Origin of the sequence: Paenibacillus endophyticus (assembly GCF_014192395.1) — a bacterium.
Taxonomy (GTDB): Bacteria; Bacillota; Bacilli; order Paenibacillales; family Paenibacillaceae; genus Pristimantibacillus; species Pristimantibacillus endophyticus.
Window position 1 is genome coordinate 1 of sequence record NZ_JACHXW010000017.1, and the last position, 24,313, is coordinate 24,313.

Sequence of the window (24,313 nt, forward strand, 5' to 3'; positions counted from 1 at the left end):
GTTTGATTAACAACCGTCCTCGTAAATGTCTCGGTTGGAGGTCGGCTCACGAAGCATTCATGGAAGAGGTGTCGCACTTAGCTTGACAATTCGTCAAATAAATGACTTTATATGCTTCACTGAATAAAGTAAGCTTCTATTTCTACGAGAAGCGGATACACTCACTCCACTTACAGAGAATGGCGAAGACGTTTCTTTTTTACATTTCCTGCAACTTCCAGCTTGTATGATGCGTCTAATTTATGAATAAATTGGAAAACCATTGGAGGGTGAAGCAGTGAGGAACGATAAACGGAAGAAGCTCGCGGTGTTGCTGTCCGCAGCTATGCTCATGAGCGTATTGCCTGCTTCGGCGTTCGCCGACAGCAATCGTACGCCTGCGGAATGGAGCAAGCTTGCAGAAACAACCCCTGCGTCGGGAGGAATTGCAATGGATGAAGGCAGTACGGTTCCGGTTGATGTGGCTATAACCAAGAGCAAGGCCGAGGCGCTTGCGAGGCAGTATGTAAGCATTCCGAAGGAATATGTGCTTCAAGGGGCTAACCTTTCGATGGAGCTGCTGGCCAGCGGCAAGCGCAATGCTTGGGGATTGGATTTCGTGAAAAAAGTAAACGGCAAGCATTTGGGAAGCGTTTACGTAAGGATCCATGCGGATAGCGGTCAATTGCTTGAGTTCAGCTCATATAGCGACAATGCCTCTTCCAAGCCATCCTATCCGCTTAAGGTTGAGCGGGATGATGCGCAGCAGATTGCACTCCGCTTTATTCAGACGATAGCTGCTGACTATAAAGACAGCATTCAATATAACCCGGAATACGGCTTGCAGCTTCTGCCTCCGCTAACCGGAGAGGTGCTGCATACGCTCCGGTATGACCGAATGGTCAATGGGATTCCCTATGTAGACAACTACATAGAGCTTGAGGTGGACAGCGAGGGACATGTTAGGCGGTACTCGCTGCAGTGGGATCATACCATTGAGTTCCCAAAAATCGATGCGATGCTGACGGCAAAACAAGCAGATGCAAAGCTTCGCGCTGCTGCTGCTCCGCAGCTCGCCTATATCATTCCTTATAATGTGCAGGGCAAAAAAATGCCGAAGCTCAGCTATGAGCTATTGCCTATTGCCATTGATGCAGTTACTGGCGAGCTTAAAGGCAATGGAAATATGAATACGTATAGAGCAGGCGTGGTCTCGGTTACCCCGCTAACGGAGAAACCTGTGGGCGAAGAGCCAAGGTCAAGAACCATAACCGAAAAGGAAGCAGTGGAAGCTGTGAGAGCGGCGTTCAAGCTGCCTGCCGAAGCGGAACTGAACGGCTCTAACTACAGTGAGCAAACGGATGAAAGCACGGGCAGAGCGGAAGCCTTCTGGAACTTAAACTGGACGTTCAAGAAGGACGGCAAAGAGACGGGCTCCACCTCAGCATCTGTGAATGGACATACGGGGGAAATCCGCAACTTCAATACGTATGCTTATAGCGATCAGGGGCAGGCTGATATTCCCAAAGTTTCGCTGGAACAAGCTTCTGCGCTCGCAATCGAAACGGTTAAGAAGCAATTGCCTTGGCTGACCGATGAGCTGTACTTCATCAAGCCGGATCCCAAGCAGTATGAAGACATGAAGCGAAGTGGAAATGGGCGTTTCTATTTTAGCTTTGTGCACAAAATCCATGGCGCAGTCATCGAGTATGACAGCATCAACGTAACGATTGATTCCAGTAGCGGCGAAGTGGTGAACTACGATGCTTATTTAACCGGTTACGAATATCCGGCGAAGGCACCTGCTGTCATTGAAAAGGATAAGGCTGTTGCATCGTGGCTCGACTATTATCGGACACAGCTGACGTATCGCCTCGTGCAGCAATTTTCTTGGAACGGCCAGCCGCTCCCGATTGAGAAATACAAGCTGATGCTTGCTGCAGGAGAGATTAAAGGCGATGAAGTCAAAGCGATTACCGAAGCCGAGCTCGTGTATCAGCTTGTCCCCCGTCTAATTGACGAAGCGTTGTTCCTTGATGCGGAGACTGGCGGCTGGCGCAACCGTGAAACCGGCGAGGCTACGCAGCTTGAGAAGCCGAAGGCGAAGGATATTGAGGGTCACTGGGCGCAGCGGCAGCTGGAGCTAATGGTTGCCTACAAGGCACTCGATGTTAAAAACGGAGAGGTTCGCCCTAACGAAGCGGTGACCCGCGGCGAATTGATCAAAATGCTGGTGCTTGCCAGAAGCAGCGGCCATTCTCCGGTAATGGCTTCCGCCGATCGCATGGCAGCCAAAGCTTCCTTTAATGATGTCGCGACGGATTCCAGCTATTTTGTTTATGTAGAATCGGCACTCGAGCAAAATTTAATTGACGTCGGCGATGGCTCATTTAATCCAAGCGGCAAGGTTACACGCGATGAAATGGCCGAGCTGATCGTCCGTGCGCTTGGCTACAACGCACTTGCAAATTACGATCATATTTTCAAAGCCTCGTTTAAGGATTCCGCTCAAATCGAGAATAAAGGACAGGCGGCAATTGTTGTAGGGCTTCAAATCATGAGCCTGTCTGACGGCAAGTTTCTGCCGAAGAAGCAGGTTGCGCGAGGGGAAGCCTCAGTCGCCTTCTTCCGGTATTTGCAGTCGCGCGCGGAATTGAAGGAAGCGCCGATCAGAATGTAAATGTAACCATGCAGAATAGCGAAAGGCCCGAAGCCCGGCGATAGCACTATCGCCGGGCTTCGGGCTTATTTGAAATATAGGAAAGTATATTCTAAGGCGATACATTCTCTATATTTCTCGGAATGAAACGCGCCGCGCCGCCAAAGGACGGCGACAGCCGTTTCACCTTGTATATAAGAATTTATAGGTTTTCACCTATAAATGTGCTTATATATCTCCGCATAACGACTGCTTTTGCCACAGAGGTCGGCGACAGCCGTTACCCTTGTGACGGAGGGGAAATGATTAGTCGGTTTTCTTTTTATTGGACGTGAAATTGGATGTGGATTTGGTATCTTCTATTGTATCGTTGACGAAGGCCATATCCTGATTCTTGGCTTTCATATTCGTCGTACCGGTATAATTCCCTTTATGCTTCTTGTTTTCCATGTGATCACCTCCCAGATCTTTCGGTCGTTCGGATAGGCTTGCGTGCGCTGCCGCTTACGTAGTATTGCCGCCGCGGCGCTAATCATTCCAGCGAGTTGCACTTTCAATGTAGGTGCTGCTGGGGTATAATAGCTGGAGTTGTTTACTTTCGGGAAAATAGGGGTGTCTTATCGCATGGCATTGAAAGCTGGAATCGTAGGTTTGCCGAACGTTGGGAAATCGACATTATTTAACGCAATTACACAAGCAGGGGCAGAATCTGCCAATTATCCTTTTTGTACCATAGATCCTAATGTTGGCGTTGTTGAAGTACCGGACGAGCGTCTCGATAAGCTGGTTGAGCTGGTTGTGCCTAAGAGCATCGTGCCAACAGCGTTTGAATTCGTTGATATCGCTGGTCTAGTGGCTGGAGCAAGCAAGGGCGAAGGTCTCGGCAACAAGTTTCTAGCCCATATCCGCGAAGTAGACGCGATCGTGCACGTGGTGCGCTGCTTCCAGGATGACAATATTACGCATGTATCAGGCAAAGTAGATCCGATCAGCGATATCCAAACGATTAATTTGGAGCTGATTCTGGCGGATATTGATTCCGTGGACAAGAAGATCGAGCGCTCCCGCAAAAACCTCAAGGGCGGAGACAAGAAGGTCGCTCAAGAAATTGAGGTGCTTGAGCGCGTAAAAGAAGCGTTGTACAACGATATGCCGGCGCGCAGTGTCGAGCTTAGCGACGATGAGAAGCTGCTTATCCGCGATCTTCACCTGTTGACGATGAAGACGGTATTGTATGCCGCTAATGTGAGCGAAGAAGAGGTTGCCAATTCGGACGGCAACGAATACGTACAGAAGGTACGCGAATTCGCTGCTGCTGAAGGCGCGGATGTTGTGCCGATCAGCGCGAAGGTTGAAGCTGAGATCGCCGAGCTTGAAGGCGAAGACAAGGATATGTTCCTTGAAGAGCTGGGCATGTCGGAATCCGGTCTCAACCGCTTGATCAGCTCTGCATACAAGCTGCTTGGCTTGTACACCTATTTCACAGCAGGCGTGCAAGAGGTTCGCGCTTGGACGATTCGCAGCGGGACGAAAGCGCCGCAAGCGGCTGGCGTTATTCATACGGACTTCGAACGCGGATTCATTCGTGCTGAGGTTGTTTCCTTCACAGATTTAGCAGCTGCAGGCTCCATGGTAGCAGCCCGAGAGAAGGGGCAGGTTCGCCTTGAGGGCAAAGAATACGTTGTGCGCGACGGCGACGTTATTCATTTCCGTTTTAACGTTTAATTAAATTGGCAATAATATAGCCCTGCAGGTGCTGATCGGCACTTGTGGGGCTTTATTGCAAATTTGGGCACAATGAACGGCTGTAAATCGAAACCAGCAGTCGATACTCCTGCGCTGATATGGTATAATGAACATTATCCTAATGGAATAAACAGAGGTGAATGATCGTGTTTGACCGTTTACAAGCACTCGCAGACCGGTATGAGAAGCTTAGTGAGCTATTGTGTGATCCGGATGTATCCAGTGATCCCAAACGGCTTAGAGAGCTTTCCAAGGAGCAGTCGGATTTACAAGAGGCGTATGATGCCTTTACGGAATATAAACAAGTTACCGAGCAGCTCGATGATGCCAAGCTTATGCAGGCAGAGAAGCTCGATGACGAAATGCGTGAAATGGTGAAGATGGAGATCGACGAATTAAGCAAGCGCCAAGCTGCGCTTGATGAGAAGATCCGAATCGTTTTGCTGCCGAAGGACCCGAATGACGACAAGAACGTAATCGTCGAGATTCGCGGCGCTGCTGGTGGTGACGAAGCTGCATTGTTTGCTTATGAGCTGTACCGCATGTACACGAAATTTGCAGATACGCAGGGCTGGCGCGTGGAGCTGATGGATTTCAGTGAGAATGACGTTGGCGGATTCAAAGAAGTGATCTTCATGATCACAGGCAAAGGCGCATACAGCAAGATGAAGTTCGAGAGCGGCGCGCATCGCGTTCAGCGTATTCCGGTAACGGAATCAGGCGGCCGTATTCACACTTCGACTTCAACGGTAGCGGTTATGCCTGAGGTTGAAGACGTAGAGATTGAGATATTCGACAAAGATATCCGTGTCGATACGTTCTGCTCCAGCGGAGCAGGCGGACAATCCGTTAATACGACCAAATCTGCGGTACGCGTATTGCATGTTCCTACAGGCATTATGGCGACTTGTCAGGATGGCAAATCACAAAACGAGAACAAGGCGAAAGCACTTGCCGTGCTTCGTGCTCGTATCTCTGACGTACGCCGCCAAGAGGAAGAAGCGAAATATGCAGGCGAGCGCAAGAGCAAGGTCGGAACGGGCGATCGCAGCGAACGCATTCGTACGTACAATTTCCCGCAAAGCCGCGTAACGGACCACCGTATCGGATTGACGCTGCATAAGCTTGATTCGGTTATGAATGGTGATTTGGCAGAGGTTATCTCTTCCCTTACGATCGCAGAGCAAGCGGATATTATGGAACGTGAAATGGCTTAACTTATATGGCGCTGGACCGATGGTTGCTTGTCCAAGCAATCGGAGGTTCGGCGTTTTGTTTGGTTTAGGACAAATAAAATGGCCTGTTGCTCGCTCGAATGCGCGGCGATGGGATTGAATGCGAAAGGAAATGATGCGAATGATGGGCATGCCATCGAACGGACCCTGGTTTAAAGGACCATTGACGCTGAGACAAGCGAGCGTGCAAGCAACCTCCATTCTGCTAGCCGAGGGAGTCGAGGAGCCGCGCAATAATGCTGAGCTGCTGCTCATGAATCTGCTGGGGACCGATCGCGCGGCGCTGCTGCGCGACGGCGGTGATTTGTTTCCGCAGGAGAGGCTGCCCGAGTGGGAAGCGCTGATCCGCCGGAAAGCGGCAGGCGAGCCTGTTCAGTATATCATTGGCGAGCAGTGGTTCTACGGACGGCCGTTTGCAGTCAGCCCGTCCGTGCTTATCCCGCGCCCGGAGACGGAGCTGCTGGTCGAGGCGGTACTGGATGCCGCCGAGCTGCTCTGGCCGCCTGACGCAGGCAGCGAGAATGGCTTCATGCCGACGGTCGTAGACGTCGGCACAGGCAGCGGCGCCATCGCCGTAACGCTGGCTTCGCAGCGTCACGCTTGGCGCGTATGCGCGTCCGACCTATCGCCGGACGCGCTGGCAGTCGCCCGCACGAACGCGGTCCGCCATGAAGCGGCGGACCGGCTGACGCTCGTGCAGGGCGACCTGCTCATGCCCTTCATACCCGGGCATGAGCAGAGCGAACCCCGCAGCGCCGAGCTGCGCATCGACGTGCTCGTCTCCAATCCGCCGTACATACCTGCGGCGGATATGGAAGGGCTGCAGCGCGAGGTGCGCGACTATGAGCCGCACCTTGCGCTGGAAGGCGGCGCAGACGGGCTGACGCCCTACCGCCGCATGATCGAGCAGCTCCCGCGGCTTGCGCAAATGCCGCGGATCGTCGCGTTTGAGCTCGGCATGGGCCAGCCTCGCATCGTGGCCGAGATGCTGCGCGCGCTCGGCCATTGGGACGAGATCCGCATCATCAGCGACTACGGCGGCATTGAGCGCCATGTCATAGCGACGCAGTCGCAGCCGCGCTAGCCGCAGAAAAAAAGGATGTCCCGAGCGCCGTTAGGCGATCTGGGCATCCTTTTTTTTCGGTTTGCCAGCGGGCAGGGGATGCTGCCGCAAGCTTTATTCCGGCATCATATTCGTGCTGATTGCGATCCGGTTCCAGGCGTTAATCGTCGTGATGGCCATAATGATTTCTCCAACCTGCTTGCTGTCGAAGTGGCGGGCGACTTCCTCATAAACAGCGTCAGGCACATGCTCTTTCGTGATCACGGTTACGGACTCCGTTAAAGCAAGGACTGCTCGTTCTGCCTCGGTAAAAAAACGCGTATCGCGCCAAGCACTGAGTGCATAGATCCGCTGCTCGGTTTCTCCATGCTCCCTAGCTTCTTTGGTATGCATATTGATGCAATAAGCGCACCCGTTTATTTGCGAAGCACGGATTTTGATGAGCTCCTTTAACGTTTTGCTCATGCTGGTCGTGCCCAAAAATTTCTCAAGCCCGAACATGGCTTGGTATGCGGCGGGCAGTTCTTTGGCGATAACGGTTCTTTCAGTCATAGTATTCATTCTCCTCTATCATCCGAATTGTTGGCCCATCGGCCGCTTTGCATGTCTTCGTCATCTAAGACAAAGCCTTGCACAAGTTTGTGACAGGAGGAGAAAAAATAATCAAAAATAATTCTAATCGATCTGTATATGCTTCAGCTTATCGGGATTGAGCATTACGAAAATCCGCTCGATCTGGTTGCCTTCCGCATTGATCTGGAAGCTGATTACGCTTCTGGGCTTGCCGTCCAGCGTAATGATAATGCCTGCCTGGCCATTCACAACAGCGAATAGATGGCCGTCTCCTAAGAAGGTTTTAGGAATGACGCCTTGCAGAAAAGCGATTACGCGGGCTCTGCTGATGATCGCATTAATTGCAGCACGTACCTTGCCTCCGCCATCGGAGACAAGCATGGCTTCCTCGGTCAGCATGGCAATCAGCTTGTTGAAATCGCCGGAAACCGCAGCTTCTATGAAGGTTTCGACGAGCGGCTGGGCTTGATCCATGTTATCGGGGAGAAGCTGGCGTTCTTTGTGAAGCCTTTCTTTGGCGCGGCTAAATATTTTTCGGCAGTTCGCCTCCGACTTCTGCAAGCATGCGGCGATCTCATCGTAATCAAAGGCTAACGATTCCCGCAGGATGAATACAGCCCGCTCTACTGCGGACAGCTTCTCCAGCATGACAAGCAGCGCATAGGAAATGGATTCATGCTGAGCGAACAGCTCGGCGGGGTCCAGCATGGCATGGCTCATATCCGGTTCGGGAAGCCATTCTCCGACGTATACCTCACGTCGCTTGCGCGCGGATTGGCTGAGATTGATGGAGCGGTTCGTAACCATCTTTACGAGATAAGCTTTTTCATTGTGTATAGTTGCATCGGTTAGTTGACTGTAATCCGCAAAAACATCCTGTACGAGATCTTCCGCCTCGCTGAACGAGCCGAGCATGCGGTAGGCGATGGAATGGAGCAGCGGTCGGTAATCGGTATAAGCTTTATTGAAATCCATTTTGGTATCCTTTCTTATTCCCATATCGGTTTCAATTACTCCACTTCTATAGTACCGCATGATTGATTTTTTTCAATACGCATGCATGCGGGAGAAGATGGCGAGCCGGGGCTGAATGCAGCGTGCAAGCGGCGATGAACTCTAGCTTTTGAAGAAAATGCTAGTTGCTAGGTTTATATATTCCAAACGGGGACATACTGACGGATAGATACGTTCCGGAACGCAAGCAGACGCACTGACGGGTGCGACGAGAGGAGCTTGTGTTGTATGTCCAGCCATTTTTCTATTCATTCTTATTCCAATGTTGAGGAATCCGCAGCTTCCAAATCGGTGGCGGCTAACAAATATTCATATCGTAAATCCTATGGTTTTATCGTATTTGCTATTATTCTATTAATTATGAGCTGGGAAGCCCAGCAAATGGACGCAGCAGTTGCGGGCGGCCAAATTCCGCAGGAAGCTATCCGTCTTCGCATATTAGCCAATTCCGATCGTCCCGCTGACCAGCTCGTCAAGCGTCTGGTACGGGATGAAATCGTTAAAGCGATGAGCAGCTGGGCAACAGGCCCTCAAACCATTGAGGAAGCTCGCCAGTCTATTATGGATCATATGCCAGAAATCGAACGCATCACAGCTACTGTTTTGCAGAGCCGCGGCTTTGGATACGGCGCTTCAGCCGAGCTAGGCATCGTACCGTTCCCAACCAAAATGTACGGCAATGAAGTTTATCCCGCTGGCGACTATGAAGCGCTCCGAATTACGCTCGGCGAGGGCGGAGGACAGAACTGGTGGTGCGTGCTGTTCCCGCCGCTATGCTTCATTGATGCGGCGAGCGGAGAAGCTGCTGCGTCGGCGTCAGTAGAAACTCCAGCCCAAACCACAGCGCTCGAAGCAGACAGCGTGCCAGTATCGGCGGCGGTTGATATGGAAGAGGATGGATCATCCGGCGGCCAAGCGCCTGAAGCGAAATTCTTTTTGCTTGAGATGATACAGTCGCTTATTAATTGGATCAAATCATTGTTCGCATAAGAAGCGGCAGCCGCGTCTGGTCAGCTAAGACGCCGCTGCCGTTTCTGCTTGTTTTCGGATGCATGTGCTATAATAACGGAAGCATGATTCATTTAATTTAAGAGCAAGGATTGAAGGATAGAGATGATAACAACGAATGTGTGGAGCGTGGAGCAGCTCCCTGATGAAAAGCTTGGACCTGAGCTTGCGGCAGCCGCTGCGCAGCTGAGGGACGGCGGTCTTATCGCTTTCCCGACAGAGACGGTATATGGACTAGGAGCGGATGCAAGAAGCTCCTTTGCTGTGGGGCGCATATTCAGCGCAAAGGGACGTCCATCGGATAACCCGTTAATTGTGCATATCGCAAACCGGCAGCAGCTGGACGAGCTTGTGCTTCCGTACCCGCAGCTTGCATCGGCTTTGATGGACAGCTTCTGGCCGGGGCCGCTGACGATTGTGCTTCCGGCACGACCCGATGTGCTGTCGCCGCTCGTTACTGCAGGACTGGCCTCGGTAGGTATACGAATCCCGGACCATAGGACGGCTCTGGCGCTGCTCGAGCTGGCAGGCTGCCCGGTTGCCGCGCCAAGCGCGAATCGCTCCGGAAGGCCAAGCCCGACGCTGGCACGGCATGTGCTTGAGGACTTGGATGGCCGCATTGATGGGGTTGTGGATGATGGGGCTACAGGCGTCGGCCTGGAATCAACCGTCGTCGAGCTGGTTGGTGACCAAATGATCCGCATATTGCGTCCAGGCGGCATTACGCTGGAAGCGCTGCGGATAGCGGCGCCGCATGCCACCATTGACAGCGCTTCGCTAGAGGAACCGGAAGTGGCGCCTCGCTCGCCCGGAATGAAATATACGCATTATGCGCCGAAGGGTGAGCTGGTCCTTGTCCAAGGCGCCCCGGATGCAGTGACTGCGTATATTCATCGGCAGGTCGAGCGGGCTGCCAGCAGCGGGGAGAGGACCGGCGTTCTGGCATTCGAGGAGCGGTTGCAAGGTTATAAGGCTGACCGCGTATTGTCGTTAGGCAGCGAAGCCGAGCTGGAAACAGCGGCCCATCGCCTTTATGCGGCGCTCCGCGCGTTCGACGAAGGCAGTGTGCAGCGCATATGGTCGGAGAGCAGCAGCGAGCAAGGGATTGGAGCCGCCTTGATGAATCGCCTTGCAAAGGCTGCAGGCAATCGCGTCGTTCGTGTATAGTCTAGGTTTGGAATAGGAAATGCTCAAAGTAGTATGTTTGTCCTCATGTCCGCATATGTTTGGTATAGAAAACAGGCGGACATGGGGGAGATCGACTTTGGTTGAGGCACAATTGCAAGCTGGTCAGCTGCTGACATTGCTCATTATTGCATTAGCGCTTGGGCTGGACGCTTTTTCGCTCGGACTGGGAATTGGTCTGAAGGGGATTCGGCTGCGTGATATCGTGAAGCTGGGCGTCGTTATTGCGCTGTTCCATGTTATAATGCCGCTTGCCGGCATATATACGGGACAATATGTAGGTGTTCTGCTTGGATCTGTAGCCACTACCGCAGCTGGCATATTGCTGGTGCTGCTCGGCGGGCATATGATATACAGCTCACTGCGGGGAGATGCGGTGCAATCCTTCGATCACAAATCGCTGTGGGGATTGCTGGTGCTTTCGCTGAGCGTCAGCATCGATTCGTTCTCTGTCGGCATTACGCTGGGCATGTTCGCGGCCAATATGTGGACGACCGTACTGATGATCGGCGTGCTTGGCGGGCTAATGTCCGTATGTGGACTATTGCTCGGCCGCAAGGTCAGCGGGAACCTTGGGGAATATGGCGAGGCGATAGGCGGCGGCATCTTGTTTGTTTTCGGCATTTTATTTATATTCTAATGGCAAGGCAGCTTGAATTGAGGGTGAAAAGGAGTTGGCAGTGTGAAACGTATATTATTTGTTTGTACCGGCAATACGTGCCGCTCTCCGATGGCGGAGGCTATGCTGCGCCGAATGGCTGCTCTGAGAGGCATTACGGTGGCGGTTCGCTCAGCAGGCATATCGACGATAGACGGCTTGCCCGTGTCGGCGCATGCGGTAGAAACGTTAAGACAGCGGGATATCGACCATAAAAGTACATCGCTCGCACTAACCGGCGAGGCAGTCGGCTGGGCCGACATTATTTTGACCATGACGTCCAACCACAAGCGGGGCTTGCTTCAATGGTATCCCGAAGCGGTTGATAAGACCTATACGCTTAAGGAGTATGCGAATCGCGATGCGCAGGTGCTTGCCGATATCGAAGAGCTGGAGCGGCTGTATTCGGAAATGCAGATGAAGCAGGCCTTAGGCCAGCAGCTTACCTCGCAGGAGAGAAACCGGCTGCTTGAGCTTGAGCGCAAAATTCCAAGCTTCGATATCGTCGATCCGTTTGGCGGCTCGTTATCCATCTATAACAGCAGTGCAAGCGAAATCGAAGATGCGCTCGTGAAGCTTCTGGACAAGCTTTCCAAAAGATAATTCCGCGGATGCAACCCGTATTATAGATTGATTTTTGCAGCCGTATCGGCTATTATGAAAAGACAATATACGGTTTCCGATGTAACTGGCGACGGAAGTGGGCTAACCACGGTGGAGCATCGGAATATACGGCCGGTCGCCTGGGCAAAGAGCAGCATGCTAATCAGCATGTCTTGCTCTTTTTTCGTCTTTTTCTGCAAAAATAGGTATACTAGCACTGTAATGTTTCATTCCGAAGGAGGTCTTTTACGTTGAAAATTGCTATTGGTGCCGATCATGCGGGCTATCGCTTGAAGGATGAGGTTGTCCCTTTTCTTCAGTCGCTTGGCCATGAAATTGAAGATGTCGGTTGCAGCTGCGACCAATCGGTTGATTATCCGGACTATGCATTGCCCGTATGTGACCTAGTTACGAGCGGCAAAGCGGAGCGCGGTATACTGATTTGCGGAACAGGAATTGGCATGTCCATTGCGGCCAACAAAGTACGGGGCATCCGCTGCGCGCTTGTCAATGACATGTTCTCGGCCAAAGCAACCCGGGAGCATAACGATACGAACGTATTGGCGCTTGGCGAACGCGTTATCGGCCCTGGCGTTGCGCTCGAGATTATCCGGATATGGCTGGATACACCGTTCTCGAACGGTGAGCGCCATGTCGGAAGAGTGAACAAAGTGATGGAAATCGAAAAACAGATTATCAGCCAGTCCTAATTGGGGGCCATCGCGATGAGCATACAAGGGAATGCACGGCTTGAAGTCATTGCTAAGCAGGTAGAAACGATTGTGCGCGAGCTGGCGGCTGCAGGAAATCTAGCAATGAGTCAGCTGCTGGTTATCGGTGTAAGTACTAGTGAAGTGCTTGGCGAGAAGATTGGCACGGCAGGCACGGCCCGGACAGCTGCGCAAATATTTGCGGGCGTGGAAGCTGCAAGAGCCGAGCTTGGTTTTATTCCGGTATATCAGTGCTGCGAGCACTTGAACCGTGCGCTCGTGATCGACCGTGCTGCTGCTGAGCGTTTTGGCTTGGAGATTGTCGGGGCGGTGCCGGTGCCCAAAGCCGGCGGATCTATGGCGGCATACGCCTACCGCCGCTTACAGGATCCGTGCCTTGTCGAAACCGTACAAGCACATGCGGGCATCGATATTGGAGATACATTCATCGGGATGCATTTGAAGCGGGTAGCCGTTCCGGTCCGTCCGTCCATTCGGAGCATCGGGGAAGCCCATGTGACGATGGCGGTGACGCGGCCAAAGCTGATCGGGGGCGCGCGAGCTGTGTATGAGCATGCTGATGCCATAACGGCTGAGCAATCTGCCGGCACATGTGATTAACGGGCATGTGCCGAGCGTGAACTTATTGAATAAACCATTTTAAATAGAGCTGTCTAATATGAGGAGGATTATCGAAATGGAAAATTTGCGCAAACAAGACCCGGAAGTATTGAAAGCACTAGGCCTTGAGCTTACTCGTCAACGTGATAACATCGAACTTATCGCTTCTGAGAACATTGTCAGTGAAGCTGTATTGGAAGCAATGGGAAGCGTACTAACGAATAAATATGCGGAAGGCTACCCAAGCAAGCGTTTCTATGGCGGCTGCGAGCATGTGGATATCGTGGAAGATATTGCGCGCAACCGCGCCAAAGAATTGTTCGGTGCTGAGCATGCGAACGTTCAGCCTCACTCCGGCGCTCAAGCAAACATGGCGGTTTACCTTGCGGCCTTGCAGCCTGGCGATACGGTTCTCGGGATGAACCTGGCTCACGGCGGACATTTGACGCATGGCAGCCCGGTTAACGCATCCGGCTTGCTTTACAACTTCGTGGCATATGGCGTGCAGGAAGATTCCTTCACAATTGATTATGAAGAAGTGCGCAAGCTTGCTTTCAAACATCGTCCCCGCTTGATCGTAGCAGGCGCAAGTGCTTACCCGCGTACGATTGATTTCGAAAAACTAGGTAAAATCGCTAACGATGTTGGCGCATTGTTCATGGTCGATATGGCACATATTGCCGGTTTGGTTGCTGCGGGTCTTCACCCGAGCCCAGTACCTCATGCGCATTTCGTAACAACGACTACACACAAAACGCTTCGCGGACCGCGCGGCGGTATGATTCTTTGCCGTCAGCCTTGGGCAGCGGCTATCGACAAAGCTGTTTTCCCTGGTTCGCAAGGTGGTCCATTGATGCATATCATCGCTGCCAAAGCGGTTGCGTTCGGCGAGGCGCTTAAGCCTGAATTCAAGCAATATGCAACACAAGTTGTTAAAAACGCAAAAGTGCTTTCTGAGGAGCTTGTTGCAAAAGGCTTCAACATTGTTTCTGGCGGAACAGACAACCACTTGATGCTGCTTGACACTCGCAGCCTGAATATTACAGGTAAAGTTGCTGAGCATGTACTTGACGAGGTGGGCATTACGGTAAACAAAAACGCGATCCCATTTGATCCTACAAGCCCATTCGTTACTTCAGGCATTCGCATCGGTACGCCGGCAGCTACGGCTCGCGGTATGGAAGAGAATGCCATGAAAGTGATCGCAGAAGTTATTGCTCTTGTGCTTAACAGCCCGGAAGATCAAGAGGTTCTAGCCAAAGCCCGCGGCTTGGTCCGTGACCTGACTGCTCAATATCCGCTCTATCCTGGTATGACTTACTAAAACAAATCGTATTATATGATCAAAAACAAGCGCCGTTTCGGGAAACCGTAAACGGCGCTTGTTTTTTGAAAAAATTAGACGCGATATATTCACGCGATAAAGTATTCTTCTATATCAATAAGAAACGGCTACCCTCCTCTTATAAGGACTGCGTAGCCGTTTCTTATTGTGATCGAGTATAACAGCACTGCGTTTATTAGCATTATAGTCTTGCTGACATACTGATTTGTGACTGAAATATGAAATATTATGATAATAGTTATTAACTAAATATACCAATTATGGATTGTGTGAAATGGCTTTTTGAGTATTCAAGTACAATTAGCACCTTGTTTCCAAGACGCTATTTCCAGAAATAGGGCAATCATTACGGAGCGGAGAAAGAAGCGAAATATTGCTGCGTTAAAGCTACTTTGCTGTAATGTAAACGCGTGTTAATGCTTAATCGTATTAATGCATACGTGTATTAGCACGAAGGAGCATTAATGCAAGAACACATTAATGTAATGAAGTAAATTTAAAAAAAGGCTTGCTTTAGTGATAAAATAATTCAGTTAGGGTATAATAGAAACGGCCGTTGGAAAGTTTTGAGTTCAATATTCGTATTGACAATTATTAAATTTAAGTTGTATATTTTATATCGTTGATTAATATTATTTTAATGTTAGTTAATATGACACGAATCAATTTTAGTCATCTTCAACCTTTTAAGGATGGTTTTAACAAAAATTGTATAAATGGGAGTTGATGTAAGTGAAAGGGAATTTCAAAAAGCCGGCACAGCTCATGCTGGTGCTAGTGGTAGCATTCAGTATGCTGTTGTCTGCTTGTACAAGTAACAACAAACCGGAATCGTCAAACAATGGCGGTACCAACAACGGAGGAGAAACAAAAACTCCGCAAGAGTTTCGTTTTACTCTTGGAAGTGAACCGCCAAGCTTGGATCCCGCTTTAATGACGGATGCCCAATCAAGTATCGTTGCGGCAGGATTGTATGAAGGTCTTACTCGTTTAAACACAAGTGGTGAGCCCGAGAACGCAATCGCTAAAGAAATTACGGCTTCCGAAGACGGTAAAACTTACACCATCAAACTACGCGACGATGTGAAGTGGAGCAATGGCGAAGCTGTTACTGCGCATGACTTCGAATATTCTTGGAAACGCGCTTTGGCTCCAGAAACAGCTTCTGAATATGCATACATGCTTTATTACCTTGAGAACGGTGAAAAATACAACACAGGTAAAGGTACAGTTGACGAAGTAGGCGTTAAAGCTACTGATGATTACACGTTGGAAGTGAAATTGTACACGCCTGCACCATATTTCCCAAGTCTGCTTGCTCACTATACTTACCTGCCAGTTAACAAAAGTGCAGTTGACGGCAAACCTGAGTGGGCTTCAGAACAAGAAACAATTGTATCGAACGGTCCTTTCCTTTTGAAGGAATGGAAGCATGAGGACAAGCTCGTATTGACGAAGAACCCGGATTACTACAACGCGTCCGCTATTAACTTTGATAAAGTAACGGTTACTTTGATTAATGATGAGAACACAGTATACAACCTGTTTGATACAGGAAAAATCGACTGGATCGGCGCACAAGCGGGTTCCGTTCCTCTTGACAGGACGCAGCAGCTGGTTAAAGATGGCAAAGCGGAAATCACATCGATTGCCTCGTCTTACTATTACTTGTTCAATACGACGAAAGCACCTTTTAACAACGTAAAAGTCCGTAAAGCATTCGCTATGACTGTAGATCGTCAATCGTTGATTGACAATGTTGCTAAAGCGAACCAACAACCGGCATACGGCTTGGTACCGCCAAGTATTACGGTGGACGGTAAGTCTTTCCGTGAAATGTATCCAGATACGGATTTCTTTAAAGAAGACGCAACAGAAGCGAAGAAGCTCCTTGAAGAAGGCCTTGCTGAAAGCGGTCTGAAGGCAATGCCTGAAATTACGCTCCTCTACAATACAAGTGAGGGTCACAAAGCTATCGCTGAGGCTATCGTTGACATGTGGCGTAATAGTCTTGGCGTAGAAGTTAAACTGGCCAACCAAGAATGGGCTACATTCCTGGAGACGAGAGATGCAGGACAGTTCGATATCGCTCGTGCTGGATGGGGCGCGGACATCAACCATCCGGTTAATTACACTTACGATCTGATTCATCCGAATTCCGGTAACAACGATGGCAAATACAACAACCCTAAGGTTGGAGAACTACTGGACAACTCTCTGGTTGCTGAAACACCTGAGAAAAGTGTAGAGATGATGGCTGAAGCTGAAAAAATTGCAATGGCAGAAGATATGGCCGTATTGCCATTGTATTACTACACAACTGTAACTATGTTGAAAGACGGATTTAAAAACGTAGTACCTGACTACTCAGGAAATATTAGCTGGGTATTTGGCGGCAAAGAGTAGATCACTCCTGATTGTCAATTTCATACGCAACTAACTAGAGCAACCTATTTTAAAAGGGTATATATAGTCACTCTATATATGCCCTTTTGAAATTAATTAATGATCGAGAGAGTGGGTGATCGCTTGGTCCGCTACATTTTAAGCAAATTTATATTTATGTTATTGTCGCTTTTTTTGCTTATTACCGCCACTTTTGTCTTAATGAACGCCGTTCCTGGTAGTCCATTACAGTCTGAGAAGGCGACAAGCGAACAAGTTCAGAAAAACTTGGAAGCGTATTATGGATTGGATAAACCGCTAATCGTCCAGTATGGAACTTATTTGAAAAACCTTGTTAAAGGCGATTTGGGTATTTCCATGAAGAAGAAGTTTCAATCCGTCGACAAGATGATTGCACAATCATTCGGATACTCGCTAAGGTTGGGTATTGCTGCGATTGTTACGTCATTAGTTGTTGGCAGCTTGCTGGGTATTTTAGCTGCTATGTATCATCGCAAGTTTATGGACAATTTTGCAATGATCCTTGCTGTAATCGGTCTCGCGATCCCAAGTTTGATTATGGCGCCGCTGCTGCAATATTTGTTTGCAGTGAAGATAAGGATATTTGAAGTAGCCGGGCTGAATGGCCCGATGGATTATGTTTTACCGACCATTGCTTTGGCAGCTGGTCCTATTGCATTTATCGCAAGATTGCTAAGATCTACGATGATTGAAGTGTTGAGTGCGGATTTTATTAAAACTGCCAAATCCAAAGGACTTTCCGGATACGTGATCGTGATGAGGCATGCGCTGCGTAACTCCATGCTGCCAGTCGTTACGTATTTGGGTTACCTCACAGCCGGGATTATTACCGGATCTGTGGTAATTGAGAAAATTTTCGGAATTCCGGGAATCGGAAAGTACTTTGTTCAAAGTGTAACGGATAGAGATTATCCTCTCATTATGGGGATTACGATTTTTTATGCAGTACTTTTAATGGTTACGCGATTCTTAGCTGATATCGCATATGTGTTTGTTGATCCGCGCATGCGGGTGTCCGGAGGAAAGGTGGCGAAATAGTTCATGTCGAAACGAGTAGACATCGATTCCGTTGCTAATCTGGCTCCGGAACAGTTCGAGAAGATTAAGCAGAACAAGGGCATGGCGGATGAGGTTGGACGCAAGAGCTTGACTGCGTGGCAGGACATTAAGATAAGAATGTTAGGTAGTAAGTTGGCTATGACGGGCTTTTGGATCATTATTGGCATAATGCTGTGCGCTATTTTTGTGCCCATTATTTCGCCTAACGATCATTTTACAAATGACCTGGCGAATACGAACCAGCCGCCATCTGCGGCACATTGGTTCGGTACCGATGATCTAGGACGCGATCTGTTGGAGAGAACATGGAAGGGCGCTCAAATTTCCTTGTTCGTAGGATTGATGGCGGCGCTTATTGACTTGATAATCGGGATCATCTACGGCGGCATCATGGGTTACTACGGAGGCAAAGTAGATGAAGTTATGAACCGATTTGCCGAAATATTATATTCGATTCCTTATCTTCTAGTTGTTATCCTGCTACTGGTTATTATGGAGCCAAGCTTAACGACCATTATCGTCGCGATGTCGATTACGGGCTGGATTAATATGGCTTGGATCGTACGCGGTCAAATAATGCAGCTCAAGAATCAAGAGTATGCGTTAGCTTCCAAATCGCTTGGCGCTAATGCAATGCGTATTATTTTCCGTCATTTGATCCCGAATGCGATGGGTCCAATTCTTGTCACATTGACGTTAACTGTGCCAAGCGCGATTTTCACAGAAGCGTTCCTCAGCTTCCTTGGTCTAGGCGTGCAATCGCCGGTTGCATCATGGGGAACGATGATAGATGATGGAATCAGCGCTATGACGATTTATCCTTGGAGATTGCTGTTCCCAGCATTCTTGCTTAGCTTAACGATATTTGCCTTTAATGTATTCGGCGACGGCCTGCGGGATGCGTTCGATCCGAAGTTGAAAAAATAAATCCCGTTTAACGGAGAGGAGGTCACGGCCAGATGAAGTCCTTGCTGGAAGTGAAAGATTTAAGTGTATCCTTCGACGTATATGGTGGTGAAGTTCAAGCCGTCCGCAACGTAAGTTTCAATGTGAAGAAAGGCGAAGCGGTCGCGATTGTCGGCGAGTCCGGCTCCGGGAAGAGTGTAACCGCTCAATCGATCATGAGACTAATCCCTTCTCCTCCAAGCAGAATTAAGAGCGGCTCTGTCCTGTTCGAAGGGGAGGAGCTGCTGTCTCTCTCGGAGAACGAAATGCAAAAAGTGCGCGGAAATAAAATCGGAATGATTTTTCAAGATCCTATGACATCCTTGAATCCTACGATGATGGTCGGGGATCAAATCATGGAGGGTCTAATCAAGCACCAGAATCTAAATAAGGAAAAAGCAAGAATGCGCGCGATTGAAATGCTTCAACTAGTTGGTATTCCAAATCCGGAATCGCGAATTAAACAGTACCCCCATCAATTCTCAGGCGGTATGAGACAACGGGTAATGATCGCGATTGCGCTGGCATGTAATCCATCCTTGCTGATAGCGGATGAGCCTACGACAGCGCTGGACGTGACGATTCAAGCACAAATCATGCGTGTTATGAAGGACCTGCAGGAGAAGATGGGCACATCCATCGTTTTGATAACGCATGATCTGGGCGTTGTGGCCGACGTCTGCGACCGCGTCATTGTTATGTACGCTGGACGAGTTGTAGAAACAGGCACGAAATGGGAGATATTCCATAACCCTCAACATCCTTATACGAGAGGACTTCTACGTTCCTTGCCGCGTTTGGACCAGAGGAAGGATGAACCTCTTATACCGATTCCGGGTACGCCGCCAGATTTGATAAAACCGCCTGTCGGCTGCAGTTTCTGTGCACGGTGCGACGAAGCTATGAAGGTATGCGTAGACAACGATCCTGAACTGCATGCCATTAAAGGTAGCGATTCTCATGCGTCTGCCTGCTGGATGCTGCATCCGTACGCGAAAAGGGAGGTGCCGGTATGAGCTCTCCACTAGTTCAAGTGAATGATCTGCGCAAGTTTTTTAACTTGGGCAAGGGCAATATTTTAAAAGCGGTTAATGGGATCAGCTTTAGCATTGGACGCGGTGAGACTGTTGGAGTTGTAGGCGAATCTGGCTGCGGCAAGTCTACTGCAGGACGCACGATCATGCGTTTGTATGAACCGACAAGCGGTGGCGTGACGTTTGACGGAAAAGATATTTATAAACTCCGCGGCTCGGAGCTGAAGGCGCTTCGCCGCAACATGCAAATGATCTTCCAGGATCCGTATGCGTCTCTTAATCCTCGTATGACGGTTACTGATATTATCGGGGAAGCGCTTGACATTCATAATTTGGCGGGCAGCCGAGCTGAGCGGAAGCGCAAGGTAGAAGGCCTGCTTGACTTGGTCAACTTGAATCCTGAGCATGCAACGCGTTATCCGCATGAGTTCTCTGGCGGCCAACGTCAGCGTATCGGCATAGCGCGTGCACTGGCTGTAGATCCGAAGTTCATCATTGCCGATGAGCCCATCTCTGCCTTGGACGTATCGATTCAAGCGCAGGTGGTTAACCTTATGCAGGATTTGCAGCGCAAAATGGGTCTCACCTATTTGTTCATCGCGCATGACCTGTCGATGGTTAAGCATATCAGCGACCGCGTTGCGGTGATGTACCTCGGTAAAATCGTAGAACTCGCCGAGAGCAGCGAGCTTTACGATAAGCCTGCGCATCCTTATACTAGGGCGCTTTTGTCTGCTATTCCTATTCCGGACCCGGAAGTGGAAGCAAATCGCGAGCGTATCGTTTTGACCGGCGACCTGCCAAGTCCAATCAATCCGCCTAGCGGCTGCCAATTTCACACGCGCTGTCCGATTGCGACAAGCAAGTGCAAGGTGGACGAGCCGGCTTTGCTTGAAATAAGAAAAGGACATTTTGCCGCTTGCCATTATGCATCGGTATAAGATGTGCACATGTTAATAGTGGCTTTTTGAATATTGGATTGCAAAATATAGAGGTTAAAGCAGCGCGATTGTGCTGTTTTGGCCTCTTTTTTGAGTTATGCACAGTTGTGTCAACAGTCTGTGGATAAATGTGGACAAGTTGGGGATATATTTGTGCATAGTTTTTCAACAAGAAGCGAATTAAGATATTACATATTCTATCGGAATTTTGCGGCTAATTTCGGGGATAAAATGGTTATTTATGGCTATTACTCGCTTCGCGTTGATGGGTTTATTGACGGACTTGCTGCAGGCTGTAACGTTTTTTGGCTTACACGTGAGCGTTATAAGCTCAAGAGGGATCGAATGTGTTAATATATGGGTACGACAAAATGCTTAGGAGGCTGAAATGGCTCAATTTGCCGTGATCGTATTTATTGCAATAGCCCTATTCCTTCTTATACGAGTAATCGTGAGAGCGAATATTTCGATGAGGCAAGGCCAATCGCCCCGCGGAGGCAGAGCCTCCATCGGTAGAACGAACGTCTTCGCACCTTGGCCAAGCGCCGAGCCGCCTGACGCTCTAGGCGTGCCTTACGGCCATCCTGCGAGAACGGCTGCAGAGCGTCTGGAAGCATCGCTGACCTTGTTTTTCGAGAGTCGCGTAAAGGATCGTGTGTTAAAGGAATTTCCGAGAATGTCAGATAAAGAGTGGGCGTGGACTTGGTTCGAGCTTAAGCGCTACTTCTTGATGTGCGGGATCATGCGAAATGTGCCGATGTACAGCCGGCAAGTAGACGCGGTGTGGCATGAAATGCTTATGTTCACGAGAGAGTACGAGGAGTTCTGCACAGGCTTCTGCGGCGAGATGATTCATCACGCTCCGCATGCGCCGGGAGCATTGCCGCAGCCGGGAGAGCGGGCGATGTTCGATTGGCTGTATGGCGAGCTGTTTGCGCAGGCGCCTGCTAGCGGCAGGCTTTGGGGGGCTTTCTATCGGACCCGGATGCCGGAAGAAAAGCTCGATGAGATAAAGGAATTTAGCAAGGACACGCTCCGCTCGCAGTGGTTTAATGCGAAGACGGGTTCGCGATTTGCGGACTTGAGCAGCACTATGGATTATTTAATCGATCGGGCCAAATCGGGTTTGAATGACGCCGGCAACGGCCGTAAGGAGCCGAAAAACGAAAGCAGTTATGGCTACGACCCTGTCCTCGGCGCGACTGGCTTGCTTTCGGGCATGCTCATCTATCATTCGATGGCGAATCCGAATGACTTTGCGCAGCAGATGGATCAGGCCCAGAACGAGGAGCAGCGCAAGGCAAACGGTAGCGGCGATTCGACTTACGCCTGCAGCGGCTCCTCGGACGACGGCAGGGACCATTCCGGCGGAGATGACGGCGGCTCCGGAGGGGATTCCTCCTGCGGCAGCGGCGGAGACGGCGGTGGCTCGTCCTGCGGTGGCGGCGGGTGCAGCAGCTAATTGCGAAGCAGCATCTGAACTTAAGAGGCCGGGCCTAGCTCATGCAGAGGCGCCGGCCTCTATTTGTGCGTCTGCAAAACACAAGATGCAACGACTTGTTTACAATGCTATAATATACGGGATTGTGTCAGGGCTTGCATCGACTAGAACAATAACAACAATGTACGGGAGGAATACCGCTCCATGAGCAAATTAATCATTTGCGACCATCCGTTAATTCAGCACAAGCTGACTTTTATTCGGAATAAAGAGACGAATACAAAAGATTTTCGGGAATTGGTTGATGAAGTAGCCACATTAATGTCATACGAAATTACGAGAGAAATTCCGCTTGATACGATCAAGGTACAGACGCCGGTTGCTGAGACGGATGCCAAGGTCGTTTCGGGAAGAATGCTGGGACTCGTTCCTATTCTGCGTGCCGGACTCGGCATGGTAGACGGCATATTGAAGCTTATTCCGTCCGCGAAGGTAGGCCATATCGGACTTGCCCGCGACCACGAGACGCTGCAGCCGAAGGAATACTACATTAATCTGCCGACCGACGCACCTAACCGTTTGCTCATTGTGATCGATCCGATGCTCGCAACGGGCGGCTCCGCGATTGCGGCGATTAATTCGCTAAAAAACCATAAATGCGATCAAATCAAACTTATGTGTCTCATTGCTGCGCCAGAAGGCGTGAAGGCTGTGCAGGAAGCACATCCGGATGTTGATATCTACATCGCTGCGCTGGATGATCATCTCAATGAAAAAGGCTATATTGTTCCTGGTCTTGGAGATGCCGGGGATCGCATGTTTGGAACAAATTAGTTCCAGATGCCATGAATTGATAATAGGAGTGAAAGATTTTGTCCAAACTGAAGGTAATGACCATATTCGGAACACGTCCGGAGGCCGTTAAGATGGCTCCGCTTGTACTCGAGCTGCAGAAGCGCGAGGATGAAATCGAATCGATCGTCTGCGTGACGGCCCAGCATCGTCAAATGCTGGATCAAGTTCTCGATTTTTTTGAAATTCATCCGAACTATGATTTGAATGTCATGAAGGATCGCCAGACGCTGACAGAGACCACCGTACGCGTACTGGAAGGCCTTGATCCTGTGCTTACGCAGGCAAAACCGGATATCGTACTCGTGCATGGCGATACGCAGACGACGTTTCTTGCGAGCTATGCAGCGTTCCTAAAGCAAATTCAAGTCGGTCACGTTGAGGCGGGGCTTCGTACTTGGAACAAATTGTCTCCATACCCGGAGGAAATGAATCGGCAGCTTGCCGGCGTGCTTTCTGATGTGCATTTTGCCCCGACGGAATGGTCGGCGAACAATCTGCGCAAGGAGAACAAGTCGGATGCTGCCATTTATGTGACTGGCAATACCGCTACAGATGTGTTCCAGTATACGGTGGATGAATCTTTCTCCCATCCGGTCATTGACTGGGCGAAGGGAAAACGGATGATTCTCATGACGGCCCATCGCCGGGAAGCGCTGGGCGAGCCACACCGGAACATATTCCGTGCGGTCAAACGGATTGCGGACGAGCATGAGGACGTCGTAGTTGTGTATGCCGTGCATCCGAACCCAGCAGTTCGCGAGCCGGCCAATGAAATTCTTGGCGACCATCCGCGCATTCGCTTGATTGATCCGCTTGATGTTTTTGAATTCCATAACTTTTATCCGCATGCGCATATGATTATGACGGATTCGGGCGGTTTGCAGGAGGAGGCTCCGTCCTTTGGCGTACCTACCCTTGTGCTCCGCGATACGACAGAGCGTCCAGAGGGCATCGAGGCAGGAACGCTAGAGCTCGTCGGTACGGATGAAGAGCTCGTGTATGGACGCGCCAAGGCGCTTTTAACCGATTCTCAGCTATATGCGCGCATGAGCCAGTCAGCGAATCCATATGGCGATGGACACGCTTCAGAGCGGATTGTAGATGCGATTTTGCATCATTTTGGAAGGCTGAAGGAACGTCCGGTTTCGTTCACACAACGTTCATAGATTCGACTTGGGCAGCAGGCTGAACGCCGAATGTACAGCATACAGT

The 24,313-nt window shown here is 50.0% G+C and carries 22 protein-coding genes and 1 riboswitch; of the genes, 19 read left to right on the top strand and 3 right to left on the bottom strand.

Going from position 1 to position 24,313, the window contains the following annotated elements:
- Positions 1-277 precede the first annotated feature (277 nt).
- Positions 278-2,659: a YcdB/YcdC domain-containing protein gene (locus FHS16_RS32490; RefSeq protein WP_183568184.1), complete on the top strand. Its 2,382-nt coding sequence runs from the start codon at positions 278-280 to the stop codon at positions 2,657-2,659.
- Between the two features lie 285 nt (positions 2,660-2,944).
- Here the strand turns inward: FHS16_RS32490 and FHS16_RS22610 are convergent, their stop codons facing one another.
- Positions 2,945-3,088: a hypothetical protein gene (locus FHS16_RS22610; RefSeq protein ID WP_183568186.1), complete on the bottom strand. Its 144-nt coding sequence runs from the start codon at positions 3,086-3,088 to the stop codon at positions 2,945-2,947.
- A gap of 174 nt (positions 3,089-3,262) precedes the next feature.
- On the opposite strand from FHS16_RS22610, the gene ychF reads away from it, so the two are divergent.
- The 3 genes from ychF to prmC all read left to right on the top strand — a co-directional run bounded on the left by ychF (position 3,263) and on the right by prmC (position 6,703).
- Complete coding sequence (gene ychF, locus FHS16_RS22615) at positions 3,263-4,363, top strand: redox-regulated ATPase YchF (RefSeq protein ID WP_183568189.1); 1,101 nt, start codon at positions 3,263-3,265, stop codon at positions 4,361-4,363.
- A gap of 167 nt (positions 4,364-4,530) precedes the next feature.
- Positions 4,531-5,601: a peptide chain release factor 1 gene (gene prfA, locus FHS16_RS22620; RefSeq protein ID WP_183568192.1), complete on the top strand. Its 1,071-nt coding sequence runs from the start codon at positions 4,531-4,533 to the stop codon at positions 5,599-5,601.
- Between the two features lie 139 nt (positions 5,602-5,740).
- A complete protein-coding gene (gene prmC, locus FHS16_RS22625; protein ID WP_246431903.1) occupies positions 5,741-6,703 on the top strand; it encodes a peptide chain release factor N(5)-glutamine methyltransferase in 963 nt (320 codons plus the stop codon).
- Positions 6,704-6,796: 93 nt separating this feature from the next.
- On the opposite strand, the gene FHS16_RS22630 is transcribed toward prmC, so the two are convergent.
- Positions 6,797-7,234, bottom strand: coding sequence for a carboxymuconolactone decarboxylase family protein (locus tag FHS16_RS22630; protein WP_183568195.1), 438 nt, complete (start codon positions 7,232-7,234; stop codon positions 6,797-6,799).
- 123 nt (positions 7,235-7,357) lie between these two features.
- On the bottom strand, positions 7,358-8,254 hold the full coding sequence (locus FHS16_RS22635; RefSeq protein WP_246431904.1) for an RNA polymerase sigma-70 factor: 897 nt from the start codon (positions 8,252-8,254) through the stop codon (positions 7,358-7,360).
- 243 nt (positions 8,255-8,497) lie between these two features.
- Here FHS16_RS22635 and spoIIR point away from each other — a divergent pair, with 243 nt between their 5' ends.
- From spoIIR to wecB, 15 genes are all read left to right on the top strand, one after another.
- Complete coding sequence (gene spoIIR, locus FHS16_RS22640) at positions 8,498-9,259, top strand: stage II sporulation protein R (protein ID WP_183568198.1); 762 nt, start codon at positions 8,498-8,500, stop codon at positions 9,257-9,259.
- Positions 9,260-9,382: 123 nt separating this feature from the next.
- Positions 9,383-10,444: an L-threonylcarbamoyladenylate synthase gene (locus FHS16_RS22645; protein ID WP_183568201.1), complete on the top strand. Its 1,062-nt coding sequence runs from the start codon at positions 9,383-9,385 to the stop codon at positions 10,442-10,444.
- A gap of 55 nt (positions 10,445-10,499) precedes the next feature.
- Entirely contained in the window at positions 10,500-11,102 is a 603-nt protein-coding gene (locus FHS16_RS22650) for a manganese efflux pump MntP (protein ID WP_183568506.1), read from the top strand.
- Positions 11,103-11,144: 42 nt separating this feature from the next.
- Positions 11,145-11,723: an arsenate reductase/protein-tyrosine-phosphatase family protein gene (locus FHS16_RS22655; RefSeq protein ID WP_183568204.1), complete on the top strand. Its 579-nt coding sequence runs from the start codon at positions 11,145-11,147 to the stop codon at positions 11,721-11,723.
- 71 nt (positions 11,724-11,794) lie between these two features.
- Positions 11,795-11,876: riboswitch (ZMP/ZTP riboswitch) on the top strand.
- A gap of 98 nt (positions 11,877-11,974) precedes the next feature.
- Entirely contained in the window at positions 11,975-12,433 is a 459-nt protein-coding gene (rpiB, locus tag FHS16_RS22660; RefSeq protein ID WP_183568207.1) for a ribose 5-phosphate isomerase B, read from the top strand.
- A 15-nt stretch (positions 12,434-12,448) separates the two neighbouring features.
- Positions 12,449-13,054, top strand: coding sequence for a TIGR01440 family protein (locus FHS16_RS22665; protein WP_183568211.1), 606 nt, complete (start codon positions 12,449-12,451; stop codon positions 13,052-13,054).
- A gap of 76 nt (positions 13,055-13,130) precedes the next feature.
- Entirely contained in the window at positions 13,131-14,378 is a 1,248-nt protein-coding gene (gene glyA, locus FHS16_RS22670; protein ID WP_183568214.1) for a serine hydroxymethyltransferase, read from the top strand.
- Between the two features lie 753 nt (positions 14,379-15,131).
- Complete coding sequence (locus tag FHS16_RS22675) at positions 15,132-16,805, top strand: peptide ABC transporter substrate-binding protein (RefSeq protein ID WP_183568216.1); 1,674 nt, start codon at positions 15,132-15,134, stop codon at positions 16,803-16,805.
- 123 nt (positions 16,806-16,928) lie between these two features.
- Positions 16,929-17,864, top strand: coding sequence for an ABC transporter permease (locus FHS16_RS22680; protein ID WP_183568509.1), 936 nt, complete (start codon positions 16,929-16,931; stop codon positions 17,862-17,864).
- A gap of 3 nt (positions 17,865-17,867) precedes the next feature.
- Positions 17,868-18,812, top strand: coding sequence for an ABC transporter permease (locus FHS16_RS22685; RefSeq protein ID WP_183568219.1), 945 nt, complete (start codon positions 17,868-17,870; stop codon positions 18,810-18,812).
- A gap of 32 nt (positions 18,813-18,844) precedes the next feature.
- Complete coding sequence (locus FHS16_RS22690; protein ID WP_183568222.1) at positions 18,845-19,846, top strand: ABC transporter ATP-binding protein; 1,002 nt, start codon at positions 18,845-18,847, stop codon at positions 19,844-19,846.
- Positions 19,843-20,805 carry an ABC transporter ATP-binding protein gene (locus FHS16_RS22695; protein ID WP_183568225.1) on the top strand — a complete coding sequence of 321 codons (963 nt, stop codon included), beginning with the start codon at positions 19,843-19,845 and terminating at the stop codon, positions 20,803-20,805. The genes FHS16_RS22690 and FHS16_RS22695 overlap by 4 nt, the downstream gene beginning before the upstream one ends.
- Before the next feature lie 388 nt (positions 20,806-21,193).
- Positions 21,194-22,267 (top strand): UCP032817 domain-containing protein, encoded by a 1,074-nt coding sequence (locus FHS16_RS22700; RefSeq protein ID WP_183568228.1) that lies wholly within the window; start codon positions 21,194-21,196, stop codon positions 22,265-22,267.
- A 183-nt stretch (positions 22,268-22,450) separates the two neighbouring features.
- Positions 22,451-23,080: a uracil phosphoribosyltransferase gene (gene upp, locus FHS16_RS22705; RefSeq protein ID WP_183568231.1), complete on the top strand. Its 630-nt coding sequence runs from the start codon at positions 22,451-22,453 to the stop codon at positions 23,078-23,080.
- Positions 23,081-23,118: 38 nt separating this feature from the next.
- Positions 23,119-24,267 (top strand): non-hydrolyzing UDP-N-acetylglucosamine 2-epimerase, encoded by a 1,149-nt coding sequence (gene wecB, locus FHS16_RS22710; protein ID WP_281379165.1) that lies wholly within the window; start codon positions 23,119-23,121, stop codon positions 24,265-24,267.
- The last annotated feature ends 46 nt before the right edge of the window (positions 24,268-24,313 follow it).

Coding starts and splice junctions, on each gene's coding strand:
- FHS16_RS22650 (WP_183568506.1), top strand. CDS start 10,500: ATGTTTGGTATAGAAAACAGGCGGACATGGGGGAGATCGACTTTGGTT.
- ychF (WP_183568189.1), top strand. CDS start 3,263: ATGGCATTGAAAGCTGGAATCGTAGGTTTGCCGAACGTTGGGAAATCG.
- FHS16_RS22700 (WP_183568228.1), top strand. CDS start 21,194: ATGGCTCAATTTGCCGTGATCGTATTTATTGCAATAGCCCTATTCCTT.
- FHS16_RS22635 (WP_246431904.1), bottom strand. CDS start 8,254: ATGGGAATAAGAAAGGATACCAAAATGGATTTCAATAAAGCTTATACC.
- FHS16_RS22695 (WP_183568225.1), top strand. CDS start 19,843: ATGAGCTCTCCACTAGTTCAAGTGAATGATCTGCGCAAGTTTTTTAAC.
- glyA (WP_183568214.1), top strand. CDS start 13,131: ATGGAAAATTTGCGCAAACAAGACCCGGAAGTATTGAAAGCACTAGGC.
- FHS16_RS22630 (WP_183568195.1), bottom strand. CDS start 7,234: ATGACTGAAAGAACCGTTATCGCCAAAGAACTGCCCGCCGCATACCAA.
- FHS16_RS22645 (WP_183568201.1), top strand. CDS start 9,383: ATGATAACAACGAATGTGTGGAGCGTGGAGCAGCTCCCTGATGAAAAG.
- FHS16_RS22685 (WP_183568219.1), top strand. CDS start 17,868: ATGTCGAAACGAGTAGACATCGATTCCGTTGCTAATCTGGCTCCGGAA.
- upp (WP_183568231.1), top strand. CDS start 22,451: ATGAGCAAATTAATCATTTGCGACCATCCGTTAATTCAGCACAAGCTG.
- spoIIR (WP_183568198.1), top strand. CDS start 8,498: ATGTCCAGCCATTTTTCTATTCATTCTTATTCCAATGTTGAGGAATCC.
- FHS16_RS22690 (WP_183568222.1), top strand. CDS start 18,845: ATGAAGTCCTTGCTGGAAGTGAAAGATTTAAGTGTATCCTTCGACGTA.
- prmC (WP_246431903.1), top strand. CDS start 5,741: ATGATGGGCATGCCATCGAACGGACCCTGGTTTAAAGGACCATTGACG.
- FHS16_RS22665 (WP_183568211.1), top strand. CDS start 12,449: ATGAGCATACAAGGGAATGCACGGCTTGAAGTCATTGCTAAGCAGGTA.
- FHS16_RS22610 (WP_183568186.1), bottom strand. CDS start 3,088: ATGGAAAACAAGAAGCATAAAGGGAATTATACCGGTACGACGAATATG.